This is a genomic window from Clostridium sp. LY3-2 (assembly GCF_024705715.1).
Taxonomy (GTDB): domain Bacteria; phylum Bacillota; class Clostridia; order Clostridiales; family Clostridiaceae; genus Clostridium.
This window is the reverse complement of sequence record NZ_JAMDLQ010000031.1, coordinates 1-20,516: the sequence shown is the minus strand read 5'-3', so window position 1 is coordinate 20,516 and position 20,516 is coordinate 1. Positions and strand designations below refer to the sequence as shown.

Sequence of the window (20,516 nt, the reverse complement as noted above, 5' to 3'; positions counted from 1 at the left end):
GGAAGCTATGGACTTCCAGAGTTTGGTACAAAGTTTGTAAGACAAATGCTTGTAGATACACAACCAAAAACATTTGCTGATTTAGTAAGAATATCCGGTCTATCACACGGAACTGATGTATGGCTAAACAATGCTCAATATTTTATAAAAGAAGGTTATACTACATTAAAAGATTGTATTTCAACAAGAGATGATATTATGGTATACCTTATGTACAATGGAGTGCCACCTAAAACCGCATTTACTATAATGGAAAAGGTTAGAAAAGGTAAAGGTCTAAATGAAGAAGATGAAAAAGTAATGAAAGAAAATAATGTGCCTGAATGGTATATGGAATCTTGTAGAAGAATTAAATATATGTTCCCTAAAGGACACGCAGTTGCGTACGTTATGATGGCAGTCAGAATAGCTTATTATAAAGTATATTATCCTTTAGCTTATTATTCTGTATTTTTTACAGTTAGAGCAGACGGGTTTGATGCTGATTTAATTTCTAAAGGAGAGGCTGCAATATATCAAAAAATGAAGGAACTTGAAAGCTTAGGAAATTCAATTTCAGTTAAAGAAAAAGGACTTCTTACTTCATTAGAACTTGCTTTTGAGATGTATAAAAGAGGATACAGCTTGTTAAAAGTAGATCTATATAAATCAGATGCAATTAAATTTTTAATTGAAGGAAATTCTCTAAGACCACCTTTAAATTCTTTAGAGGGAGTAGGAGAAAATGCAGCTAAGGCTATAGCAGAGGTTAGGGTAAATGGTGAATTTATTTCTAAAGAAGATTTAAGGTTAAGATCTAAAGTTTCAAAGACTGTTATAGAGGCTTTAGATAATCATGGCTGTTTAGAAGGAATGTCAGAGACAAATCAACTTTCTCTTTTTTAAATGAAAGTTTTTCTTGACAAATACAATATTACTTGTAATTGTTTATTTAATATGTTAATATATTAAATAAGGATTATTACTAATAGCTAGATTATTGTAGAGTGGGGCGTATATCCCGCTCTTTCTGTTTGAAACGCAACTTTTTTATTAGTTGCGTTTTTACTTAAAAAATATAAAAACGTATTATTGGTAATAATAAAACTAAAATTGAATATTGAAAAGGAGGGTAACATATGAAAAAGGATGCCTTAATTTTAGAAATTGAAGAATTAGTTAAACCAATTACTGATGAGCTATCATACGAGCTTTATAATGTTGAGTTTGTTAAAGAAGATGGCGAAAATTATTTAAGAATTTATATAGATAATGAAAATGGTATAAAATTAACTGATTGCGAAGCTGTTTCTAGAAGAGTAAGTGAAATGCTAGATGAAGTAGATCCTATTTCAGTTGGCTATTTCTTAGAAGTTTCATCACCAGGTATTAACAGAGGTTTATATTGTGATGAACATTTTGAAAGATATGTAGGTAGTAAGGTTATATTAAAGCTTAAAAAAGCTTTAAATGGTACTAAGACAATTACAGGAATGCTTAAAGGAATAAATGATGATTATATTATAGTTCAAGCTGAAGAAGAGGTAAATATCCCAAAAGATATACTAAAATCAGCTAATATAGAAGGGGACTTTTAAAAGGAGGATATAAAGATGAACCAAGAGTTTATAGGAGCTCTTAAAGAGATCGTTAAAGAAAAAGGAATTAGTGAAGATTTAATTTTTACAACTATAGAAGATGCTATGGTTTCTGCATATAAGAAAAACTATGCAAACCAATACACAGCAGCTCAAAATGTTAAAGTAGTTATAGATAGAGAAAGTGGAGAAATTGGAGTTTATGCTCAAAAGGTTGTTGTTGATGATGTATATGATGACGTAACTGAAATTTCTTTAGAAGAAGCAAAAGAAATTAATCCAAAGTATGAAGTGGATGACATTGTAGATTTACAAGTTACACCTAAAAACTTTGGTAGAGTAGCTGCACAGCTAGCAAAACAAGTTGTAACTCAAAGAATTAAAGAAGCAGAAAGAAACATAATATATAGTGAATATAAAGAAAAAGAGTTTGATATAATTACAGGAACTGTGTTAAGAAAAGATAAAGGCTTAGTTTTTGTTAATTTAGGAAAACTTGAGGGTGTTATAGGACCTAATGAGCAAATGAAAGGTGAAGAGTATAAGTTTAATGAAAAATTAAAACTTTATATAGTTGAAGTTAAAGAAACTTCAAAAGGAGCTCAAATTCACGTTTCAAGAACACATCCAGGTTTAGTAAAAAGATTATTTGAATTAGAAGTTCCTGAAATATATCAAGGAATTGTTGAAATAAAGAGTATTTCAAGAGAAGCTGGTTCAAGAAGTAAAATAGCAGTTCATTCAAACGATGAAACTGTAGATCCAATGGGAGCTTGTGTTGGACAAAAAGGAATTAGAGTTCAAAACATAGTTAATGAATTAAAAAATGAAAAAATTGATATCATTAAATGGAGCAAGGACCCAGAAGAATTTATTGCAAACGCATTAAGCCCAGCGAAAGTTTTAAGCGTAGTAGTTGATGAAGAAAATAAATCAGCTAAAGTAGTAGTTGATGACAATCAACTTTCACTTGCAATAGGTAAAGAGGGTCAAAACGTAAGATTAGCAGCTAAGCTTACTAACTGGAAAATTGATATTAAAAGTAAGTCACAAGCTGAAAGCGAAATAGAATCTGCTGAAGAAACTGTAGAGGTAGATGCTATAATAGAACCTGTAGAAGTAGATACTATAATAGAAGTTGTTGAGGAAGTAACTGAATAGGTGGTGCTTTTATGAAAACTAAAAAAATACCTTTAAGAATGTGTACTGGTTGCTCAGAAATGAAGCCTAAAAAAGAGCTTATAAGAGTTGTTAAATCAAAAGAAGGTGAAGTTTCTGTTGATTTAACTGGTAAAAAAGCCGGAAGAGGAGCTTATATTTGTAAATCTCAGTCATGCTTAGAAAATGCTGTAAAAACTAGAAGGTTAAGCAGAAATCTAGGTATAGCTATTGATGATGAAATATACAATAGATTGAAAGAAGAGATGTGTAATGAATAAGTTTTTTAATTTTCTTGGTTTGGCTAAAAGATCAGGTAATATATTAGAAGGATATAATAAATGCGATGAGGGAAGAAATAAAAAGAGAATTTTTTTATTTATTATCTCAAACGATGCTTCAGAATCTTCGAAAAAGAAGTTTATAAAGCATTGTGAATCGAAAAAAATACCTTATATTGTTGACTTTTCAAAAGAAGAGTTAGGAATGGGCCTTGGTAGAGAAGAAGTGAAAATAATTGCTGTACTAGATTTAAATATGGCAAATAAACTTAATTCTCTATACGAAGAGGTTACAGAATGTAAAATTTAACCGGGGGTGACTGTATGTCAAAAATTAGAGTTTATGAATTAGCGAAAGAGCTAAATATTAGTTCAAAGGATTTAATAGAACTATTAATGGACGAATTTAGTGTAGAAGTCAAGAATCACATGAGTGTAATAGAAGATGAGGACGCTGAATTAATAAAAGAATTATTAGGTGATTCAAATAAAACTGAAGACTCAGAAAAAACTATAGTTGATGAGTATGAAGAGATATTAGCTGAAGAAGTTAATAAAGGGAATAAAAAGAAAAAGAGATTCAAAAAGAACAGCAAAAATGAAGAAGAAGAAAACGGTGCTGATACAGGTATAATCGAGATTGGTGAAACAATCATGGTTAAAGATTTAGCAGAAAAGTTAAAGAAACCTTCAGCTGAAGTTATAAAAACTCTTATGTTTGCTGGTGTTATGGCTGGTATGAACCAAGAGATAGATTTCGAAACTGCTGAAAAGGTATGTGAGAAATTTGAAGTTGTAGCTGAGAAAAAAGAAGATTCTCAAGAATTAGATGAACTAGAAGTGGATAACGATTTAGAAGAAAATCTTGTTAAAAGACCACCTATAATAACTGTTATGGGACACGTTGACCACGGTAAAACATCATTACTTGATGCTATAAGAAAAACAAAAGTAACATCAACAGAAGCTGGTGGAATTACTCAACATATAGGTGCTTATACTGTTAACGTTAATGGAGAAGATTTAACTTTCTTAGATACTCCAGGACACGAAGCATTTACAGCTATGAGAGCAAGAGGAGCTCAAATAACTGACGTTGTTATACTTGTAGTTGCTGCAGATGATGGAATAATGCCACAAACTAAAGAAGCTATAAGCCACTGTAAAGCAGCAGATGTTCCTATGGTAGTTGCAATAAATAAAATTGATAGACCAGGTGCAAACATTGACAAAGTTAAACAAGAGTTAACTGAGTATGGTCTAGTTGCAGAAGATTGGGGCGGAGATACAATTTGTGTTCCAGTTTCAGCAAAACAAGGTGAAGGAATTGAAACTTTACTTGAAATGGTTCTTTTAACAGCTGAAATGTTAGAATTAAAAGCTAATCCAGAAAGAAAAGCAAAAGGAACTGTTATAGAAGCTCAACTTGATAAAGGTAGAGGTGCTGTTGCAAGTTTACTTGTTCAAGGCGGTACGTTACATGTAGGTGATTCAATATTAGTTGGTTCAACTTATGGTAGAATAAGAGCTATGTTTGATGATACAGGTAAAAAAATCAAATCAGCAGGCCCTTCAATACCAGTTGAGGTATTAGGTCTTTCAGAAGTTCCAGCAGCAGGAGATAGATTTAACCAAGTTAAAGATGAAAAGACTGCAAGAAATATGGCTGAACTTAGAAAACAAAAAGCTAAAGATGACAGTTTAAAAGCTGGAAGTAGAGTTTCATTAGAAGCACTTTACAATCAAATTAAAGAAGGTACTGTAAAAGAACTTGATATAATAGTTAAAGCTGATGTTCAAGGTTCAGTAGAAGCTATTAGACAATCACTTGAAAAATTATCAACTGATGATGTTAAAGTAAGAGTTATACACGGTGGTGTTGGAGCAATTACTGAAACTGATATTACATTTGCAAGTGCATCAAATGCTATAGTTATAGGGTTTAACGTAAGACCAGATGGTAATGCAACTGCAGCAGCTGAAAGAGATGGTGTAGAAGTTAAAACTTATAGAATTATATATGATGCAATAGAAGATGTTAAATCAGCTATGATAGGTATGCTTGAACCAGAATATAAAGAAGTTGTATTAGGGCAAGCAGAAGTTAGAGAAACTTATAAAATTTCTAATGTTGGTACTATAGCTGGATGTTATGTACTTGATGGTAAGATTACAAGAAATGCTGATATAAGAGTATTAAGAGAAGGAATAGTAATATTTGAATCAAGCTTAGCATCACTAAAAAGATTTAAAGATGATGTTAAAGAAGTTAGAAGTGGTTATGAATGTGGACTTAATGTTGAAAAATTCAATGATATCAAAGAAGGCGACATTATAGAAGCATATACTATGGAAGCTATTGAAAGAAAAGAACTTTAATACGAGGTGATATAAATGGCTAACTATAGAGGTGGAAGAATAAACGAAGAAGTTAAAAAGGAAGTTAGCAATCTTATTCAAAATGAGATTAAGGACCCAAGACTAACAGCAATGATTTCTGTTACTGGAGTTGAAGTAACTAGAGATTTAGGGTATGCAAAAGTATTTGTAAGTATTTTTGCAAATAGTGAAGACGAAAAAGTAGAAAATTTCAAAGTTCTTAAAAGTTCAGCGAGCTTTATAAGAAAAGAATTAGGTAAAAGAGTTAAATTAAGAGTTACACCACAAATAATATTTGAGTTAGATGAGTCTATAAGTTATGGAATGAAGATAGATAAGTTAATCAAAGAGGCAAAAAAATAATTTATGCTTAAAGAAATAGCAAATTTTATTTTAAATTCAAATAAAATTGGATTGACATTTCATACCTCACCAGATGGAGATGCAATAGGAAGTACGCTTGGACTTTTAAATGCATTAAAGGAACTAGGAAAGGATGCTTATATTATCTCGAAAGATAATCTTCCTGATAATATGGGATTTCTTTCTCTAGCCTATTCAATAAATGGAGAAGTGACAAAACCTACAGAAGATACTGATCTAGTAATAGTATTAGACTGTGGTAATGTTGAAAGGATTTCAGCAGAACTTGATAATTACAAAGGAAAATTAATAAATGTAGATCACCATATATCGAATGAATATTATGGTGATTTAAACTATGTAGATATAAATGCAAGTGCTACTGCTGAAATAGTATATTTACTTTTGAAACAACTAGGATATGAAATGAAATCTAATAATAATTCAATTGAAATAGGTACCTGTTTATATACTTCATTAATAACGGATACAGGTTCATTTAGGCACTCAAACGTAACTCAAAGAACTCTAGAAATTGCATCAGATTTAATAGGAATCGGTGTAAATAATACAAATATATATATTAATCTATTTGATAATAGATCGTTAAAAAAATTGAAATTAATAGGTCACGCTTTTAGCGAAGCTGATTTAGTTTTCAATAATAAATTAGCTGTAGCAACTTTATCATTAAAAACTTTAAAAGAATTAGATTGTGAAAAAGAAGATACATCTGATATTATTGGAAATCTTTTAAGTTTAAAAGGTGTTGAAGTAGCAGTCTTATTAAAAGAAAATGATGAAGGTGTAAAGGCTAGCTTAAGATCAAAGTATGATTTTGATGTGAGAAGTATAGCAGAAAAATTCGGCGGCGGTGGTCACATTAAAGCAGCTGGTGTTATGCAAAGAGGAATTTCGATGGCTGAGGCTAAAAACAATTTAATAAATGAAATAGGAAAAGAGATTTAATTATGCAGGGAATAATAAATATCTTTAAAAATAAAGGGATGACATCTTTTGATGTTGTTAGGATAGTTAAAAAGCTTGCAAAAACTAAAAAAGTAGGTCATACAGGTACTTTAGACCCTGAAGCTTGCGGGGTGCTCCCAGTAGCTATAGGAAAAGGAACTAAAATTATTGACTATATTATGGATTCAGATAAGGTTTATGAAGTATCATTTATGCTTGGTGAAGTTAGAGATACATATGATTTAGAAGGCAAAATTATTAGTCAAAAGGATACAAGTCATCTAAAAGATGAGGATGTATTAGATGCTATTGAAAATTTTACCGGAGAATATATGCAAATTCCGCCTATGTATTCAGCTTTAAAACAAAATGGGGTTAGGTTATATGACCTAGCTAGACAAGGAATAGAAGTTGAAAGAAAAGGTAGAAAAGTAAATATAAAAAGTATAGAAAATATAGAAATAAAAATGCCTTATGTTAAAATGAGGGTGTGTTGCACTAAGGGTACATACATTAGAAGTTTATGTTTTGATATTGGTGAATATTTAAAGGTTGGTGCGGTTATGACTGATCTAAAAAGAACAAAAACTTCAGTGTTTGATGAAGAAAATAGTGTAAATATTGCAGATTTAACAGAAGAAAATATATCTAAATATATAATTTCTATAGATGATGCATTAAGTAAATATCCAAAGTTAACAGTTAAAAATAAGTATGCTAAGCTACTTACTAGAAAATGAATTGTACAGAGTTTACAATGAAGAAAACTTATTTTTAGGGCTAGGAGAAAAAGGTAAAAAAGGTTTTAAACTACAAAAGTTACTTGTTTAATTGTAGGAGAAAATGATGGATAAAAAGGATAAATTTATTGAAAATGAGAAAAGTGGATATTATATTGCACTTGGAAGTTTTGATGGATTACACAAAGGACATTTAGAATTAGTAAAGAAAATAGTTTCATTAGCAAAAGATAATAATTCATATAGCATGGTATATACTTTTAGAAATCATCCAAGAAAAATAATCTCTTTAAATTCTGATATAGAATTACTTATGAATAACAGTACGAAAATTCATCTATTAGAAGAACTTGGAGTAGATGAAATTGTATTAAAAGAATTTACTAACGATCTTATGAAAGAGCCACCAGAAGATTTTATAAAAAAACTTTGTACAAATTATAAAGTGAAAGGAATCGTTGTTGGATTTAATTATAGATTTGGATATAAAAATAAGGGCGATTTAGAACTTCTAAAATCTTTAGCGAAAGTTTATGGATATAGATTATACGTAATAGAGCCTTTAATGGTTAATAATGATGTTGTAAGTAGTACGAGGATAAGAAATTATTTAAAAGATGGTTATGTTGAAAAAGCGATGGAATTATTAGAAAGACCTTATAGTCTTGAGGGAATAGTAGTAGGCGGAAAAAAATTAGGTAGAACAATTGGATTTCCAACTGCAAACTTAAAAGTATCAGAAGATATGCTTATACCTAAAAAAGGAGTATATTATACAAATGTAGTATATAATAATAATCAATTTAAAGGTATTACATCAGTTGGTACAAATCCTACTGTAAATGGAGAAAAAATAACTATTGAAACTCATATTTTAGACTTTGATAAAAATATTTATGATAAAGAATTAAAACTAATTTTTTTGGAAAGAATTAGAGATGAAAAGAAATTTGATTCAATAGAAAAATTAGTTGAAAGATTAAAAAAAGATAAAGAATTTGCAAAAAATAGAGAGCTTTACAATAAAAAATAAAATTTATTTACAATGTTCGATTGTTTTGCTATAATAAATATTGCGAACCTAGTCCTATGTTTTGAGGTGCCTTCTCATTACATGGAACTATGGGGATAATTTACGGAGGTGTTTAATTATGAACAAAGAAAGAAAATTAGAAATCATCACTGAGTTTGGTAAAAATGCTCAAGATACAGGATCAGCAGAAGTACAAGTTGCTCTATTAACAGAAAGAATCAACGAGTTAACTGATCACTTAAGAGTACACAAAAAAGACCACCACTCAAGAAGAGGTCTTTTAATGATGGTAGGTAAAAGAAGAGGTCTTTTAAACTATATAGCTAAGCAAGATATCGAAAGATACAGAGCTATAATCAAAAAATTAGGTTTAAGAAGATAATTGATTAGAGCGGTTAAAACCGCTCTATTATTTTAATGAAATTAGAAAAATTTGTAAGCAAGTGCGAAGGGAGGTCCTTTATGAGGAACACACTAAGTGCAGTTATTGCTGGAAGAGAAATGAAAGTAGAATTTGGTGATTTAGGAATGTTATCAAATGCTGCAGCTTTCATTAGCTATGGTGATACTGTTTTATTAACAAATGTAAACTCATCAGAAGAGCCTAGAGAAGGAATAGATTTTTTCCCGTTAAGTGTTGAATATGAGGAAAGACTTTATTCAGTAGGTAAAATTCCAGGAGGATTTATAAAAAGAGAAGGTAGACCGTCAGAGAAAGCTATACTTCATGGTAGAGCTGTAGATAGAACAATCAGACCTTTATTCCCAAAAGGATATAGAAATGATGTTCAAGTTGTATGTACAGTAGTTTCAGTAGAAAATGATAACTTACCTGAAATATTAGCAATTAATGCAGCTTCTACTGCATTAATGATTTCAAGTATACCTTATACTATTCCAGTAGCAGGTGTTCAAGTTGGGTTAATTAATGATGAATTTATATTAAATCCTAACTCAGAGCAAAGAAAAGAAAGTTTACTTGATTTAACAGTTTGCGCAACTAAAGAAAAAGTAATGATGATTGAAGCTGGCGGTAATGAAATCGATGAAGATACAATGATAAAAGCTATCAAGTTTGGATTTGATGGATGTCAGGATATTATTGCTTTCCAAGAAGAAGCTAGAGCAAAGTTTGGTAAAGAAAAAGATGTTCCAGTTCTTTTCAAAGTTAATGAAGAATTAGAAAAAGACGTTATGGATTTTGCTAGTGATATGGTTAAAAAAGCAATGTATATAACAGATAAAGATCTTAGAAATGAAGCTATGGATGACGTAAATGAAAAAGTATTTACAAACTTCCAAGAAAAATATGAAGGTCAAGAAGGATCAATTAAAGAAGTACTGTACAACATGCAAAAATCTGTTGTTAGAGAAATGCTTTTAAAGGATAAGAGAAGACCAGATGGTAGAGCTTTTGATCAAATTAGAAAAATCACATGTGAAGTTGATGTATTACCAAGAACACACGGAACTGGATTATTTACAAGAGGACTAACTCAAGTAATGACAGTAGCAACATTAGGTTCAGTAAGTGAGATACAAATATTAGATGGTGTTGGTGAAGAAGAATCAAAAAGATACATGCATCACTATAATTTCCCAGCTTATAGTGTAGGTGAAGTTAGACCATTAAGAGGCCCAGGGAGAAGAGAGATAGGTCACGGCGCTTTAGCTGAAAGAGCTTTAGAACCATTAATACCATCAGAAGAAGAATTCCCATATACTATAAGATTAGTATCTGAAGTATTAAGTTCTAATGGTTCAACATCACAAGCATCAGTTTGTGGATCAACTTTAGCGTTATTAGATGCTGGTGTTCCTATAAAAAGACCTGCAGCTGGAATAGCTATGGGATTAATAACATCAGAAGATTTATCAGAAGAAGAAGTTTTAACAGATATTCAAGGAATAGAAGATTTCTTTGGTGATATGGATTTTAAAGTTGCTGGTACAGAAGTTGGTATAACTTCAATACAAGTAGATACAAAATTAAAAGGTTTAAGCTTTAATGTAGTTGAAACTGCAATAAGAAATGCTAGAGATGCTAGGGTATTTATAATAGGAAAAATAAATGAATGCATTCCAGAACCTAAAAAAGAAGTATCAGTATTTGCACCTAAAACTTCTATTATAAAAATAAATCCTGATAAAATAAGAGAAGTGATTGGCGCTGGTGGAAAGGTAATTAATAAAATTATTGAAGATACTGGTGTTAAAATAGACATAAAAGAAGATGGAACTGTATTTGTATCATCAACAGATCATGAAGGTGTAAACAAAGCAATTAGTATAATTGAAGGTTTAACAAAAGAGGTTCAAGTTGGTGAAGTTTATTTAGGTAAAGTCACAAAAATTACTACTTTTGGAGCATTTGTTGAAGTACTACCTAATAAAGAAGGATTAGTTCATATTTCAAAACTTGCAAAAGAAAGAGTAAATAAGGTTGAGGATATAGTTTCAGTTGGCGATGAAATATTAGTAAAAGTAACTGAGATAGATCAACAAGGAAGAGTAAATCTTTCAAGAAAAGATGCCTTACCTGAAAAAGAAGAAGAGAATAAGTAATGTTAAAAGGGCAATTTATTGCCTTTTTTTTACTAAGTGGAGGTATATATGCAAAAGACTTTTGTGCTTAATAATGGTTTGAAAATCATAAGTGAAAAGGTGGATGGGGTAAACTCTATATCGGTTGGAGTAATGATTAAAAATGGATCAAGAAATGAGACAAAAGATATAAGTGGAATATCTCATTTTATCGAACATATGCTGTTTAAGGGCACTAAGAAAAGAAGTGCAAAGGATATTGTTTCACAAATAGAAAATGTTGGTGGGCAATTGAATGCTTTTACAGGGAAAGAAATAACTTGTTATTATATTAAAAGTTTAAGTACTCATCTAGAGTTAGATTTAGATATATTATCAGATATGATATTAAATTCAGAGTTTAATGATGAAGAAATAGAAAAAGAAAAGAATGTTGTTATTGAAGAAATTAATATGAATGAAGATATGCCTGAGGATGTATTAGAAAATATTCATGCTAAATCTTGTTTTGGTGATTCCTCACTTTCTAGACCTATACTTGGAAATATAAATAGTATAAAAAACTTAACTAGAGATAAAATTCTTGATTTTATAAGTGAAAAATATGCTCCACAGAACTCTGTTATTTCAATATGTGGAAATTTCGATGAAGAAAAAATAGTAAGTTTAATAGAAAAATATTTTAAGAATTGGAAATCTAAAGAGTTTAAAGAAGATATTTTCTTAGATACAAAAATTCAATCAAATTCATTATATAAAAGCAAAGAGATAGAACAATTACATATTAACTTAGGTTTAAATGGATTACCTTTTGGAGATGAAAGAGGGTATGCATTAATCCTTTTAAATAACATTTTTGGTGGTGGCGCTTCGTCTATATTATTTCAAAAGGTTAGAGAAGAATTAGGGCTATGTTACACTATTTATTCTTATGCTCAACCATATGTTAATATAGGATCTTTAAATATATATATAGGATTAAGTAAAGAACAAGCAAGTAAAGCACTTGAAGTTATAAAAAGAGAATTAGATACTTTCGTTAAGTTTGGAATAACTGATGAAGAGTTTGAAATCAATAAAGAAAAAATTAAAGCTAACTATATTTTGGGACTTGAAAGCACTAGTTCCAAAATGTTTGCTAATTGTAGATCAATGTTATTTAGAGGTAGAGTTAGAACTCAAGAAGAAGTTATAGAAAAAATAGATAATATCACTAAAGAAGATATCGATTTTGTTTTAAAAAATTGTTTTGGCAAAGGAATAATTAATACTTCATATGTAGGACCAAATGTTTCTGCAGACGAATTAGATAGTATTGTGTTTGATTCTACTGATGGATTTCCTAAAAGTAGAAATATAGATAAATTTGATATATAATAAATGATGCATATACCAAGCTGATAGTTCATATAATTTATGTATGAATTATTAGGAGGGTTAGGCTATGTATGTTCAGGGTGAAAAAAATATAAAATATTTAAGTGAGTTAGAACGATATGAACTTATAAACATTAATGATGGAGAAAAATATGATTATCTTCAAAATAATGACCTGGTAATAGATGATAAAGGAAATATTAAATACTTACTTATAGATGCATCTGCATCTAAAATGAGTTTTTTTGGGAACTCTCGAGAAATATTAGAAATAGATTGGGAGTGTGTTAAAAAGGTTGGGGCAAAAACTATTATTTTAGATGCAGATGAACGTAACATACGAAGAGCAAAAGTGTAAATAAGGGGGATTTCTTATGAAAATTGTCGTACAAAAATTTGGTGGAACATCTGTTTCAACCAAAGAAAGAAGAGAAAGAGTTGTAAACAAGGTAATCAGTGCTATTAAGGAAGGATATTCTCCAATAGTTGTAGTATCAGCAATGGGTAGAAAAGGTGAACCTTATGCTACAGATACTTTGTTATCACTAGTTGATTGCAACTTTAAAGATAGTAACAAACAAGCTCAAGATTTATTAATGTGTTGTGGAGAGTTTATAAGCTCTGTTGTTATGAGTAACGAATTATTTAACAATGGTGTAAATGCAGTACCATTAACTGGGGGGCAAGCTGGTATAATAACTGATGATGTATTTTCTGATGCTAAACATAAAGAAGTTGATTCAAAAGAACTATTAAGGTTAGTTGAGAATGGGAAAGTACCCGTAGTTACTGGATTTCAAGGGATAACAGAAAAAGGCTATTTTACTACTTTAGGTAGAGGTGGTAGTGATACTAGTGCTGCAATTTTAGGTGCTGCTGTAAATGCAGAAAGAATTGAAATATATACGGATGTAGATGGAATTATGACAGCTGATCCAAGAATAGTAAAAGAAGCTTCTTTGATAGATGTTATAAGTTATACAGAAGTTTTTCAGTTAGCTGATCAAGGAGCTAAAGTTGTACACCCAAGAGCAGTAGATATAGCCATGAAGCATAATATTCCACTGCTTATAAAAAATACAATGAGTGATTGTAAGGGGACATTAATTAATATAAACGGAGATATTAACCATCCAAAAATAATTACTGGTATAACATATCTAAATGATAGGATACAAGTTAAAATTAGTGCAAGTTCAAATGTTAATAATCCTAAATATAAAGATATACTAGGGCTTTTAGCTACTAATAAAATAAGTTTAGATTTAATTAATATTTTCCCGGACCAACAAGTTTTTACAATTGGTGCTGATAAAAAAGAAGATCTTAGAAATATATTAGATGCTATTCAGATAAAATATACTTTAAAAGAAGAATGTAGTCAAATAGCTGTTGTAGGAACAAGAATGACAGGAATACCTGGAGTTATTGCAAATATCATTCAAGCATTGAATGATAACAATATAGAAGTTCTACAAACTGCAGATTCAAATATGACAATTTGGTGTTTAGTAAACACAAAAGATGTGCATGAAGCTTTAAATGCATTACACAAAGTTTTTGAATTAGCATAGAGCATAATAATATTTTGAATAAAAATAGTCTTAAGGTATAAAAATATATTCATAGGAGGAGTTTTTATGGATATATTAAACGTATTAGACGAAAAAGATAACAAAAAAGATATTGATAATGAAAAGGTAGAATCTATTAAGGAATTAGGAAATACAGGTGTTATAGAACCTAACGAAAGGATTCGCGTTTTGCCTATCATAGGACAGATAGAAGGCCATATGGTTGCGCCAGCACAAACAAAAGCAACAAAGTATGAACATATTATTCCACAACTAATAGAAATGGAACAAAATGAAAAAGTTAAAGGAATATTAATTGTATTAAATACTGTTGGGGGTGATGTTGAAGCAGGGCTTGCTATAGCTGAGATGATTAATTCGATATCAAAACCGACTGTATCAATTGTAATTGGCGGAGGGCATTCTATAGGTGTACCACTGGCTACCTCTTCAAATTATTCCTTTATAACTCCATCTGCAACTATGATAGTTCACCCTATAAGAATGAATGGCTTTATAATAGGAGTAGCGCAAACATTTGAATATTTTAAAAAAATGCAAGAAAGAATAAATGAATTTATTTTAAGAACATCAAATGTAGATAAAAATAACTTAGATAAGATGCTAAAACAAACAGGAGAGCTACTAAATGATATGGGAACTATCTTAATTGGTGAGCAGGCGGTAGAATGTGGACTGATTGACAGTGTTGGAGGATTAAAAGATGCAATTGACAAATTAAATTCATTAATTGAAGATTAATTTATAAAAATCAGCTATAATATTATAGCTGATTTTTATTTCTAACTAATTTTATAAAGGTTTTTTTTAGCTTTTGTAGAAAAATATAAGGTGGGGTGATTATATGAAGAGTAACGATAAAAAGAAAAATACAAAGAAAAAAATTAGTCGCAATAAAAAAAGTAAGCAAGGAGATATTAATGGAATAATTTTTATAGCCATAGGAATATTATTATCAGTTGCTATTTATACAGATTTTGCAGGAATGCTTTCAACAGGATTTCAAAAATTTGCCCATATTTTATTTGGAATAGGTGCATATATACTACCAGTTTACATACTATTCCTTGGGTATCAGTATATAAAAAATAAAGGTAACATAATTTTAGAAAAGAAATTTTTTGGAATAACAGTATATGTTGTTGTACTTCTTTTATTTTGTAGTACAATTCATTTGCAAATGTGGTTTAAAGAAGGTGGTTCTAGTGTTAATTCAACTTTTTTTACTAGCATCAGTGATTTAGTAAAAGCAGATAGCATATTTAATGGAGGTATTGTTGGAAATTTAATAGCTTATCCTATGTACAAGCTAATTGGCGCTTTAGGGTCTTATATACTTTATATTGCATTTGGAATAATAGGTACGGTACTAACTTTTGATATAACTGTATATGATTTAGGAATAAATATAAAAAATAAAAGCAAAAAAATAAATAAGAATTTAAAACCTAAATTAAAAGTTGAACCTGATAAAGATACTATAAAGATAAAAGATCCTGAAAAAATAAAAAAAGATAATGATGAAATGTTAGTAGGTGTTAATAATAAAATTAAGGTTTTAGATTTTATGAAAAATTCTAAAATACACCAAGAAGAAGCTTTTCTTGAGAGTGAAAAGGAGAAACCTAAAATAAAAATAAATACACCTATGGTAGCAAAAGAAAATATGAAAAAAGAAATAAAAAAAGAGGAACTAGATGACTTAACAAAAGAAGACGTAAGTTCTGAAATTCAAAATAGCTTACAAAGTGAAAGAGAAAAAATTAAGTACATCCATCCATCCATCGATATTTTAAATATAAATAAAAGCACTCAATTAAATGATGATGATAAACAAGAATTAATAGAAAGTGCTGATAAGTTAGGGGATACTCTATCAAGCTTTGGAGTTGATGCAACAGTTACGGAAGTATCAAAAGGACCATCTGTTACTAGATTTGAATTACAACCAAAACCAGGAGTTAAAGTTTCTAAAATAGTTAATTTAGCTGATGATATAGCATTAGGACTTGCGGCATCAGGAGTTAGAATAGAGGCACCAATACCTGGAAAAGCAGCAGTAGGCATAGAAGTTCCAAATAAAAATCAAACACCTGTATTTTTAAGAGAGGTTCTAGATAGCAATGAATTTAAAGAAAGTAATAATAAATTAGCGTTTGCACTTGGAAAGGATATTGGTGGGAAATGTGTTGTAGGTGATTTAAGTAAAATGCCGCATACATTAATTGCCGGTGCAACAGGTTCTGGAAAAAGTGTATGTATAAATACATTGATAGTTAGTCTATTATATAAGTATTCTCCAGATGAAGTTAAGCTTTTGATGGTTGATCCTAAAGTAGTTGAGCTAAGTGTATATAATGGAATACCACATTTACTTATACCTGTTGTTACGGATCCTAAAAAGGCAGCTGGTGCATTAAATTGGGCTGTAAATGAAATGACAAGACGTTATAAATTATTTGCTGATTCTGGAGCTAGAAATATAGACTCGTACAATTCTTTATTAGATAAGGGATTAATAGAAGAAAAACTACCGTATATAGTTATTATAGTCGATGAGCTGGCAGATTTGATGATGGTTTGCCCAGGGGATGTTGAGGACTATATAGGAAGACTTGCGCAAATGGCTAGAGCTGCTGGAATGCATTTAGTTATAGCAACGCAAAGACCTTCAGTAGATGTAATTACTGGTGTTATTAAAGCAAACATACCATCTAGAATTTCATTTGCAGTGTCATCTCAAATCGATTCAAGAACAATTTTAGATAGTGGTGGAGCAGAAAAATTACTTGGTAGAGGGGATATGCTTTATTACCCATCAGGTTCTAGCAAACCATTAAGAGTTCAAGGTTGCTTTATCTCAGAAGAAGAAGTTGAGGAAGTTGTAAACTTTGTAAAGGGAGATGGAGAAGGGAATGATTACGAAGCAGATATATTAGAGCATATTGAAAATGAGTCTAGTGGAAGCAAAGTAGAAAGTTCAGAAAATGTAGATGAACTTTTAGAAGAAGCTATAAGTATTGTAATTGATTATAAGCAAGCTTCTACATCATTTCTTCAAAGAAGACTAAGAATAGGATTTAATAGAGCATCTAGAATAATGGACGAACTAGAGTTTAGAGGGATAATTTCTCCGAAAGATGGAAGTAGGGCAAGAGAGGTATTAGTAACTAAAGAAGAGTTAATAGCTTTAGATAATGAAATAAATGATTGATAATCAAAAGGTTAAATTTATCTTGTAATAGACGTGAAAGAGATATAAAATAAAATATAGCATTAGAACATAGGAGGAAATTGTTTTGATAAAATATAAAGTAGGAATGGTTAGCCTTGGCTGCGATAAAAATAGAGTAGATTCAGAGATCATGCTAGGTGCAATGAATAGAAGGTATGAGATAACAAATAATCCTAAAGAAGCTGATATAATAATAGTAAATACTTGTGGTTTTATAGAATCAGCTAAACAAGAATCTATAGATACTATTTTAGAGATGGCAGAATATAAAACAAAGTATAATTGTAAATTGCTTATAGCAACTGGATGCTTAACTCAAAGATATGGAGATGAGCTTAAAAAGTTGATGCCAGAAATTGATATAATGCTTGGAGTTAATGATTATACAAAAATAGATGAACTTATAAATGATTTTATAAGAAATAAAGATGGAAAAACAGAAATTAATTACTCAGATGAGAATATTAATGAAGGTGAAAGAATACTTACAACAGATAAGAGCACTGCTTATATAAGAATTGCAGAAGGATGTAATAATTTTTGTACTTACTGTATTATTCCAAAAATTAGAGGTAAATTCAGAAGTAGAAAGATGGAAAATATAATTGCAGAAGCTAAAGTTTTAGCATCTAGAGGTGTAAGAAAAGTAATACTTATAGCACAAGATACTACACTTTATGGAAGTGATATATATGGGGAAAAAAGATTACACTTATTACTTAAGGAGTTAAGTACAATTGAAGGCATAGAATGGATAAGAGTATTATATTGTTATCCTGAGGAAATATATGATGAACTTATTGAAGAAATTTCAAAAAATGATAAAGTAGTTAAGTATTTAGACTTACCTATTCAACACATAAGTAGTAAAATACTTAAACTAATGGGAAGAAAAACAAATAAAGAAGATATAATCAAAAAAATTGATGATTTAAGAAACAATATTGATAATGTTACATTAAGAACATCATTAATTGTTGGATTTCCTAATGAATCAGAAGAGGATTTCAATGAATTAAAAGATTTCTTAAGTGATTATAAATTAGATAAGGTTGGAGTATTTAAATACTCAAGAGAAGAAGGTACTCCAGCTGCCATTATGGATGGGCAAATAGATGAAGAAATTAAAGAATTAAGAGAAAAAGAATTAATGCTTTTACAAAATTCTATATCTAAAGAAATTAATAATAAGAAAATCGGTAGAATTTATAGTGTTTTAGTTGAAGGGCAAAATGATAATAAATTTTATGGTAGAAACTATGAAATGGCTCCAGAAATAGATGGTAATGTTTTCTTCACTAAAAAATGCACTCCAAAAATTGGGGACTTTGTTAAAGTTAAGATAGAAGATAATACAGATTATGATTTAGTAGGAGTTGGTATATGTGAATCTTGCAAATAAATTGACTTTAATTAGAATAGTGTTTGTACCATTATTCTTAATATTTATGATATTTAATGACATACCATATGGTACATTTATAGCAACGATTATATTTGTTTTAGCTTCAATAACAGATAAGCTAGATGGATATATTGCAAGAAGCAGAAATCAAATAACTGACTTTGGGAAATTTATGGATCCATTAGCAGATAAATTGTTAGTTACGACTGCTTTAATAGCTTTAGTAGGTATAGGTGTTATTCCAAGTTGGACTGTTGTTATTATAATAGCTAGAGAATTTGCTGTTTCAGGATTAAGAAGTATAGCAGCAGCTAGTGGAAAAGTAATAGCAGCTAGTTGGTGGGGAAAAATAAAGACTGTTATTCAAATGGTAGCTATAATATTATTATTGTTAAATGTTAGTATTGGTGAATCACCATATTTTACAAATATGGTAGAATCTAATTCAATATTAAATTTCACATTCAATTCATTGCCTATATTAGCACTATATTTAGCAGTAATAGTAACGGTTATATCGGGAATAGATTATTTCATGAAAAACAGAAAAATAATATCAACAAATAAATAAATTGATTAAAAACTAGTTTATAAGTCAATAATAGTAAAAGTTCCTTCTAAATGTTGGAACTTTTATTTATAGAAAATGTTGACTAAAATAAACATATTATATATAATAGTTATATAAGAACATAAGTTCGATGAAGGGAAGGTATGTATGAGTAAAATTGATGTAAATAAATTAAAAGCTATAGAAGCAGCTATGGGGCAAATAGAAAAACAATTTGGAAAAGGTTCTGTTATGAAGCTTGGAGAAAATGCAGCTCTTAACATAGATTCTATATCAACAGGTTGTTTAGATTTAGATATTGGACTTGGAATTGGCGGAGTTCCAAAGGGAAGAATAATAGAGATATATGGACCAGAAAGTTCAGGTAAAACTACTGTAGCACTTCATATAGTTGCAGAAGCACAAAAAAAAGGTGGAGCAGTTGGATTTATAGATGCAGAGCATGCTTTAGATCCAAGTTATGCTAGAAAAATTGGAGTTGATACTGAGAATTTAATAGTATCACAGCCTGATACAGGTGAACAAGGTCTTGAAATTGCAGAGGCGCTAGTACGTTCTGGTGCTATTGACGTTTTAGTAGTAGACTCAGTTGCAGCACTAGTTCCAAGAGCAGAGATTGAAGGTGAGATGGGAGATGCCCACGTAGGTTTACAAGCACGTCTTATGTCTCAAGCTTTAAGAAAATTAGCAGGTACAATAAGCAAAACTAATTGTGTTGCTATTTTTATAAACCAATTAAGAGAAAAGGTTGGAGTTATGTTTGGTAACCCAGAAACAACTCCGGGAGGAAGAGCTTTAAAATTCTATGCATCAGTAAGAATGGATATTAGAAGAATTGATTCTATTAAACAAGGCGATGCAATTGTAGGTAACAGAACAAGAGTTAAAATAATAAAAAATAAGGTTGCACCTCCATTTAGACAAGCGGAATTTGATATTATGTACAATGAAGGAATATCAAGAGAAGGTAATATTGTAGACGTTGGAGTAAAGGAAGGTATGGTTCAAAAAAGTGGAGCATGGTTCTCTTATGACGATGTTAGATTAGGTCAAGGTAGAGAAAATGCTAAAATATATCTTAAAGAAAACCCAGAAGTAGCATTAGAAATTGAAAATAAAATACGTGAGAAACATGGATTACCTTTAATGACTGAAGAAGTTGTTGAAGTAGTAAAAGAAGAACAATAGGTAGCAGAGTGATTTATCACTCTGTTTTTTATTGTATATATAAAACCACTTGCTATGCGAGTGTGTTCAGAAAAAGTTTACTGTTGTAATATGTAAAAAAA

At 30.0% G+C, this 20,516-nt stretch carries 18 protein-coding genes and 2 pseudogenes; all 20 read left to right on the top strand.

All coding sequences use genetic code 11. The features are described from left to right. Nucleotides 1–885: pseudogene (gene polC / locus M4I33_RS10380) on the top strand (PolC-type DNA polymerase III); the annotation flags it as partial. A 233-nt stretch (nt 886–1,118) separates the two neighbouring features. Continuing rightward, on the top strand, nt 1,119–1,577 hold the full coding sequence (rimP, locus tag M4I33_RS10375; RefSeq protein ID WP_257916720.1) for a ribosome maturation factor RimP: 459 nt from the start codon (nt 1,119–1,121) through the stop codon (nt 1,575–1,577). Between the two features lie 15 nt (nt 1,578–1,592). Then, nucleotides 1,593–2,738 (top strand): transcription termination factor NusA, encoded by a 1,146-nt coding sequence (nusA, locus tag M4I33_RS10370; protein WP_257916719.1) that lies wholly within the window; start codon nt 1,593–1,595, stop codon nt 2,736–2,738. 11 nt (nt 2,739–2,749) lie between these two features. Then, nucleotides 2,750–3,016 (top strand): RNase P modulator RnpM, encoded by a 267-nt coding sequence (gene rnpM, locus M4I33_RS10365; protein WP_194190478.1) that lies wholly within the window; start codon nt 2,750–2,752, stop codon nt 3,014–3,016. Continuing rightward, the gene (locus tag M4I33_RS10360) at nt 3,009–3,326 is read left to right on the top strand and encodes a ribosomal L7Ae/L30e/S12e/Gadd45 family protein (RefSeq protein ID WP_194190477.1); all 318 of its coding nucleotides are present in this window, start codon (nt 3,009–3,011) and stop codon (nt 3,324–3,326) included. The genes rnpM and M4I33_RS10360 overlap by 8 nt, the downstream gene beginning before the upstream one ends. A 14-nt stretch (nt 3,327–3,340) precedes the next feature. Further along, a complete protein-coding gene (infB, locus tag M4I33_RS10355) occupies nt 3,341–5,395 on the top strand; it encodes a translation initiation factor IF-2 (RefSeq protein ID WP_257916718.1) in 2,055 nt (684 codons plus the stop codon). A gap of 15 nt (nt 5,396–5,410) precedes the next feature. Further along, a complete protein-coding gene (gene rbfA, locus M4I33_RS10350) occupies nt 5,411–5,758 on the top strand; it encodes a 30S ribosome-binding factor RbfA (protein ID WP_257916717.1) in 348 nt (115 codons plus the stop codon). A gap of 3 nt (nt 5,759–5,761) precedes the next feature. Beyond that, a complete protein-coding gene (locus M4I33_RS10345; RefSeq protein ID WP_257916716.1) occupies nt 5,762–6,727 on the top strand; it encodes a bifunctional oligoribonuclease/PAP phosphatase NrnA in 966 nt (321 codons plus the stop codon). 2 nt (nt 6,728–6,729) lie between these two features. Beyond that, nucleotides 6,730–7,558 (top strand): annotated as a pseudogene (truB, locus tag M4I33_RS10340) (tRNA pseudouridine(55) synthase TruB). A gap of 12 nt (nt 7,559–7,570) precedes the next feature. Then, entirely contained in the window at nt 7,571–8,500 is a 930-nt protein-coding gene (locus M4I33_RS10335; RefSeq protein ID WP_257916715.1) for a bifunctional riboflavin kinase/FAD synthetase, read from the top strand. A gap of 118 nt (nt 8,501–8,618) precedes the next feature. Beyond that, the gene (rpsO, locus tag M4I33_RS10330; RefSeq protein WP_194190471.1) at nt 8,619–8,882 is read left to right on the top strand and encodes a 30S ribosomal protein S15; all 264 of its coding nucleotides are present in this window, start codon (nt 8,619–8,621) and stop codon (nt 8,880–8,882) included. 80 nt (nt 8,883–8,962) lie between these two features. Continuing rightward, nucleotides 8,963–11,065, top strand: a complete 2,103-nt coding sequence (locus M4I33_RS10325) for a polyribonucleotide nucleotidyltransferase (RefSeq protein ID WP_257916714.1) — start codon at nt 8,963–8,965, stop codon at nt 11,063–11,065. Between the two features lie 48 nt (nt 11,066–11,113). Further along, nucleotides 11,114–12,421, top strand: a complete 1,308-nt coding sequence (locus M4I33_RS10320) for a pitrilysin family protein (RefSeq protein ID WP_257916713.1) — start codon at nt 11,114–11,116, stop codon at nt 12,419–12,421. A 67-nt stretch (nt 12,422–12,488) separates the two neighbouring features. Continuing rightward, on the top strand, nt 12,489–12,779 hold the full coding sequence (locus M4I33_RS10315) for a YlmC/YmxH family sporulation protein (protein ID WP_194190468.1): 291 nt from the start codon (nt 12,489–12,491) through the stop codon (nt 12,777–12,779). Between the two features lie 16 nt (nt 12,780–12,795). Next, the gene (dapG, locus tag M4I33_RS10310; RefSeq protein WP_257916712.1) at nt 12,796–13,995 is read left to right on the top strand and encodes an aspartate kinase; all 1,200 of its coding nucleotides are present in this window, start codon (nt 12,796–12,798) and stop codon (nt 13,993–13,995) included. Nucleotides 13,996–14,061: 66 nt separating this feature from the next. Next, entirely contained in the window at nt 14,062–14,757 is a 696-nt protein-coding gene (locus M4I33_RS10305) for a ClpP family protease (RefSeq protein ID WP_257916711.1), read from the top strand. 103 nt (nt 14,758–14,860) lie between these two features. Then, entirely contained in the window at nt 14,861–17,230 is a 2,370-nt protein-coding gene (locus M4I33_RS10300) for a DNA translocase FtsK (RefSeq protein WP_257916710.1), read from the top strand. An 85-nt stretch (nt 17,231–17,315) separates the two neighbouring features. Then, nucleotides 17,316–18,653: a 30S ribosomal protein S12 methylthiotransferase RimO gene (gene rimO / locus M4I33_RS10295; protein WP_257916709.1), complete on the top strand. Its 1,338-nt coding sequence runs from the start codon at nt 17,316–17,318 to the stop codon at nt 18,651–18,653. Continuing rightward, nucleotides 18,637–19,227, top strand: coding sequence for a CDP-diacylglycerol--glycerol-3-phosphate 3-phosphatidyltransferase (gene pgsA, locus M4I33_RS10290; protein WP_257916708.1), 591 nt, complete (start codon nt 18,637–18,639; stop codon nt 19,225–19,227). Before rimO ends, pgsA begins: the two co-directional genes overlap by 17 nt. A 147-nt stretch (nt 19,228–19,374) precedes the next feature. After that, on the top strand, nt 19,375–20,415 hold the full coding sequence (gene recA / locus M4I33_RS10285) for a recombinase RecA (RefSeq protein WP_257916707.1): 1,041 nt from the start codon (nt 19,375–19,377) through the stop codon (nt 20,413–20,415). Nucleotides 20,416–20,516: the final 101 nt, after the last annotated feature.

Bases quoted from the DNA above. Each gene is read 5' to 3' on its own strand.
- rimP (WP_257916720.1), top strand. From the start codon at position 1,119: ATGAAAAAGGATGCCTTAATTTTAGAAATTGAAGAATTAGTTAAACCA.
- nusA (WP_257916719.1), top strand. From the start codon at position 1,593: ATGAACCAAGAGTTTATAGGAGCTCTTAAAGAGATCGTTAAAGAAAAA.
- rnpM (WP_194190478.1), top strand. From the start codon at position 2,750: ATGAAAACTAAAAAAATACCTTTAAGAATGTGTACTGGTTGCTCAGAA.
- M4I33_RS10360 (WP_194190477.1), top strand. From the start codon at position 3,009: ATGAATAAGTTTTTTAATTTTCTTGGTTTGGCTAAAAGATCAGGTAAT.
- infB (WP_257916718.1), top strand. From the start codon at position 3,341: ATGTCAAAAATTAGAGTTTATGAATTAGCGAAAGAGCTAAATATTAGT.
- rbfA (WP_257916717.1), top strand. From the start codon at position 5,411: ATGGCTAACTATAGAGGTGGAAGAATAAACGAAGAAGTTAAAAAGGAA.
- M4I33_RS10345 (WP_257916716.1), top strand. From the start codon at position 5,762: ATGCTTAAAGAAATAGCAAATTTTATTTTAAATTCAAATAAAATTGGA.
- M4I33_RS10335 (WP_257916715.1), top strand. From the start codon at position 7,571: ATGATGGATAAAAAGGATAAATTTATTGAAAATGAGAAAAGTGGATAT.
- rpsO (WP_194190471.1), top strand. From the start codon at position 8,619: ATGAACAAAGAAAGAAAATTAGAAATCATCACTGAGTTTGGTAAAAAT.
- M4I33_RS10325 (WP_257916714.1), top strand. From the start codon at position 8,963: ATGAGGAACACACTAAGTGCAGTTATTGCTGGAAGAGAAATGAAAGTA.
- M4I33_RS10320 (WP_257916713.1), top strand. From the start codon at position 11,114: ATGCAAAAGACTTTTGTGCTTAATAATGGTTTGAAAATCATAAGTGAA.
- M4I33_RS10315 (WP_194190468.1), top strand. From the start codon at position 12,489: ATGTATGTTCAGGGTGAAAAAAATATAAAATATTTAAGTGAGTTAGAA.
- dapG (WP_257916712.1), top strand. From the start codon at position 12,796: ATGAAAATTGTCGTACAAAAATTTGGTGGAACATCTGTTTCAACCAAA.
- M4I33_RS10305 (WP_257916711.1), top strand. From the start codon at position 14,062: ATGGATATATTAAACGTATTAGACGAAAAAGATAACAAAAAAGATATT.
- M4I33_RS10300 (WP_257916710.1), top strand. From the start codon at position 14,861: ATGAAGAGTAACGATAAAAAGAAAAATACAAAGAAAAAAATTAGTCGC.
- recA (WP_257916707.1), top strand. From the start codon at position 19,375: ATGAGTAAAATTGATGTAAATAAATTAAAAGCTATAGAAGCAGCTATG.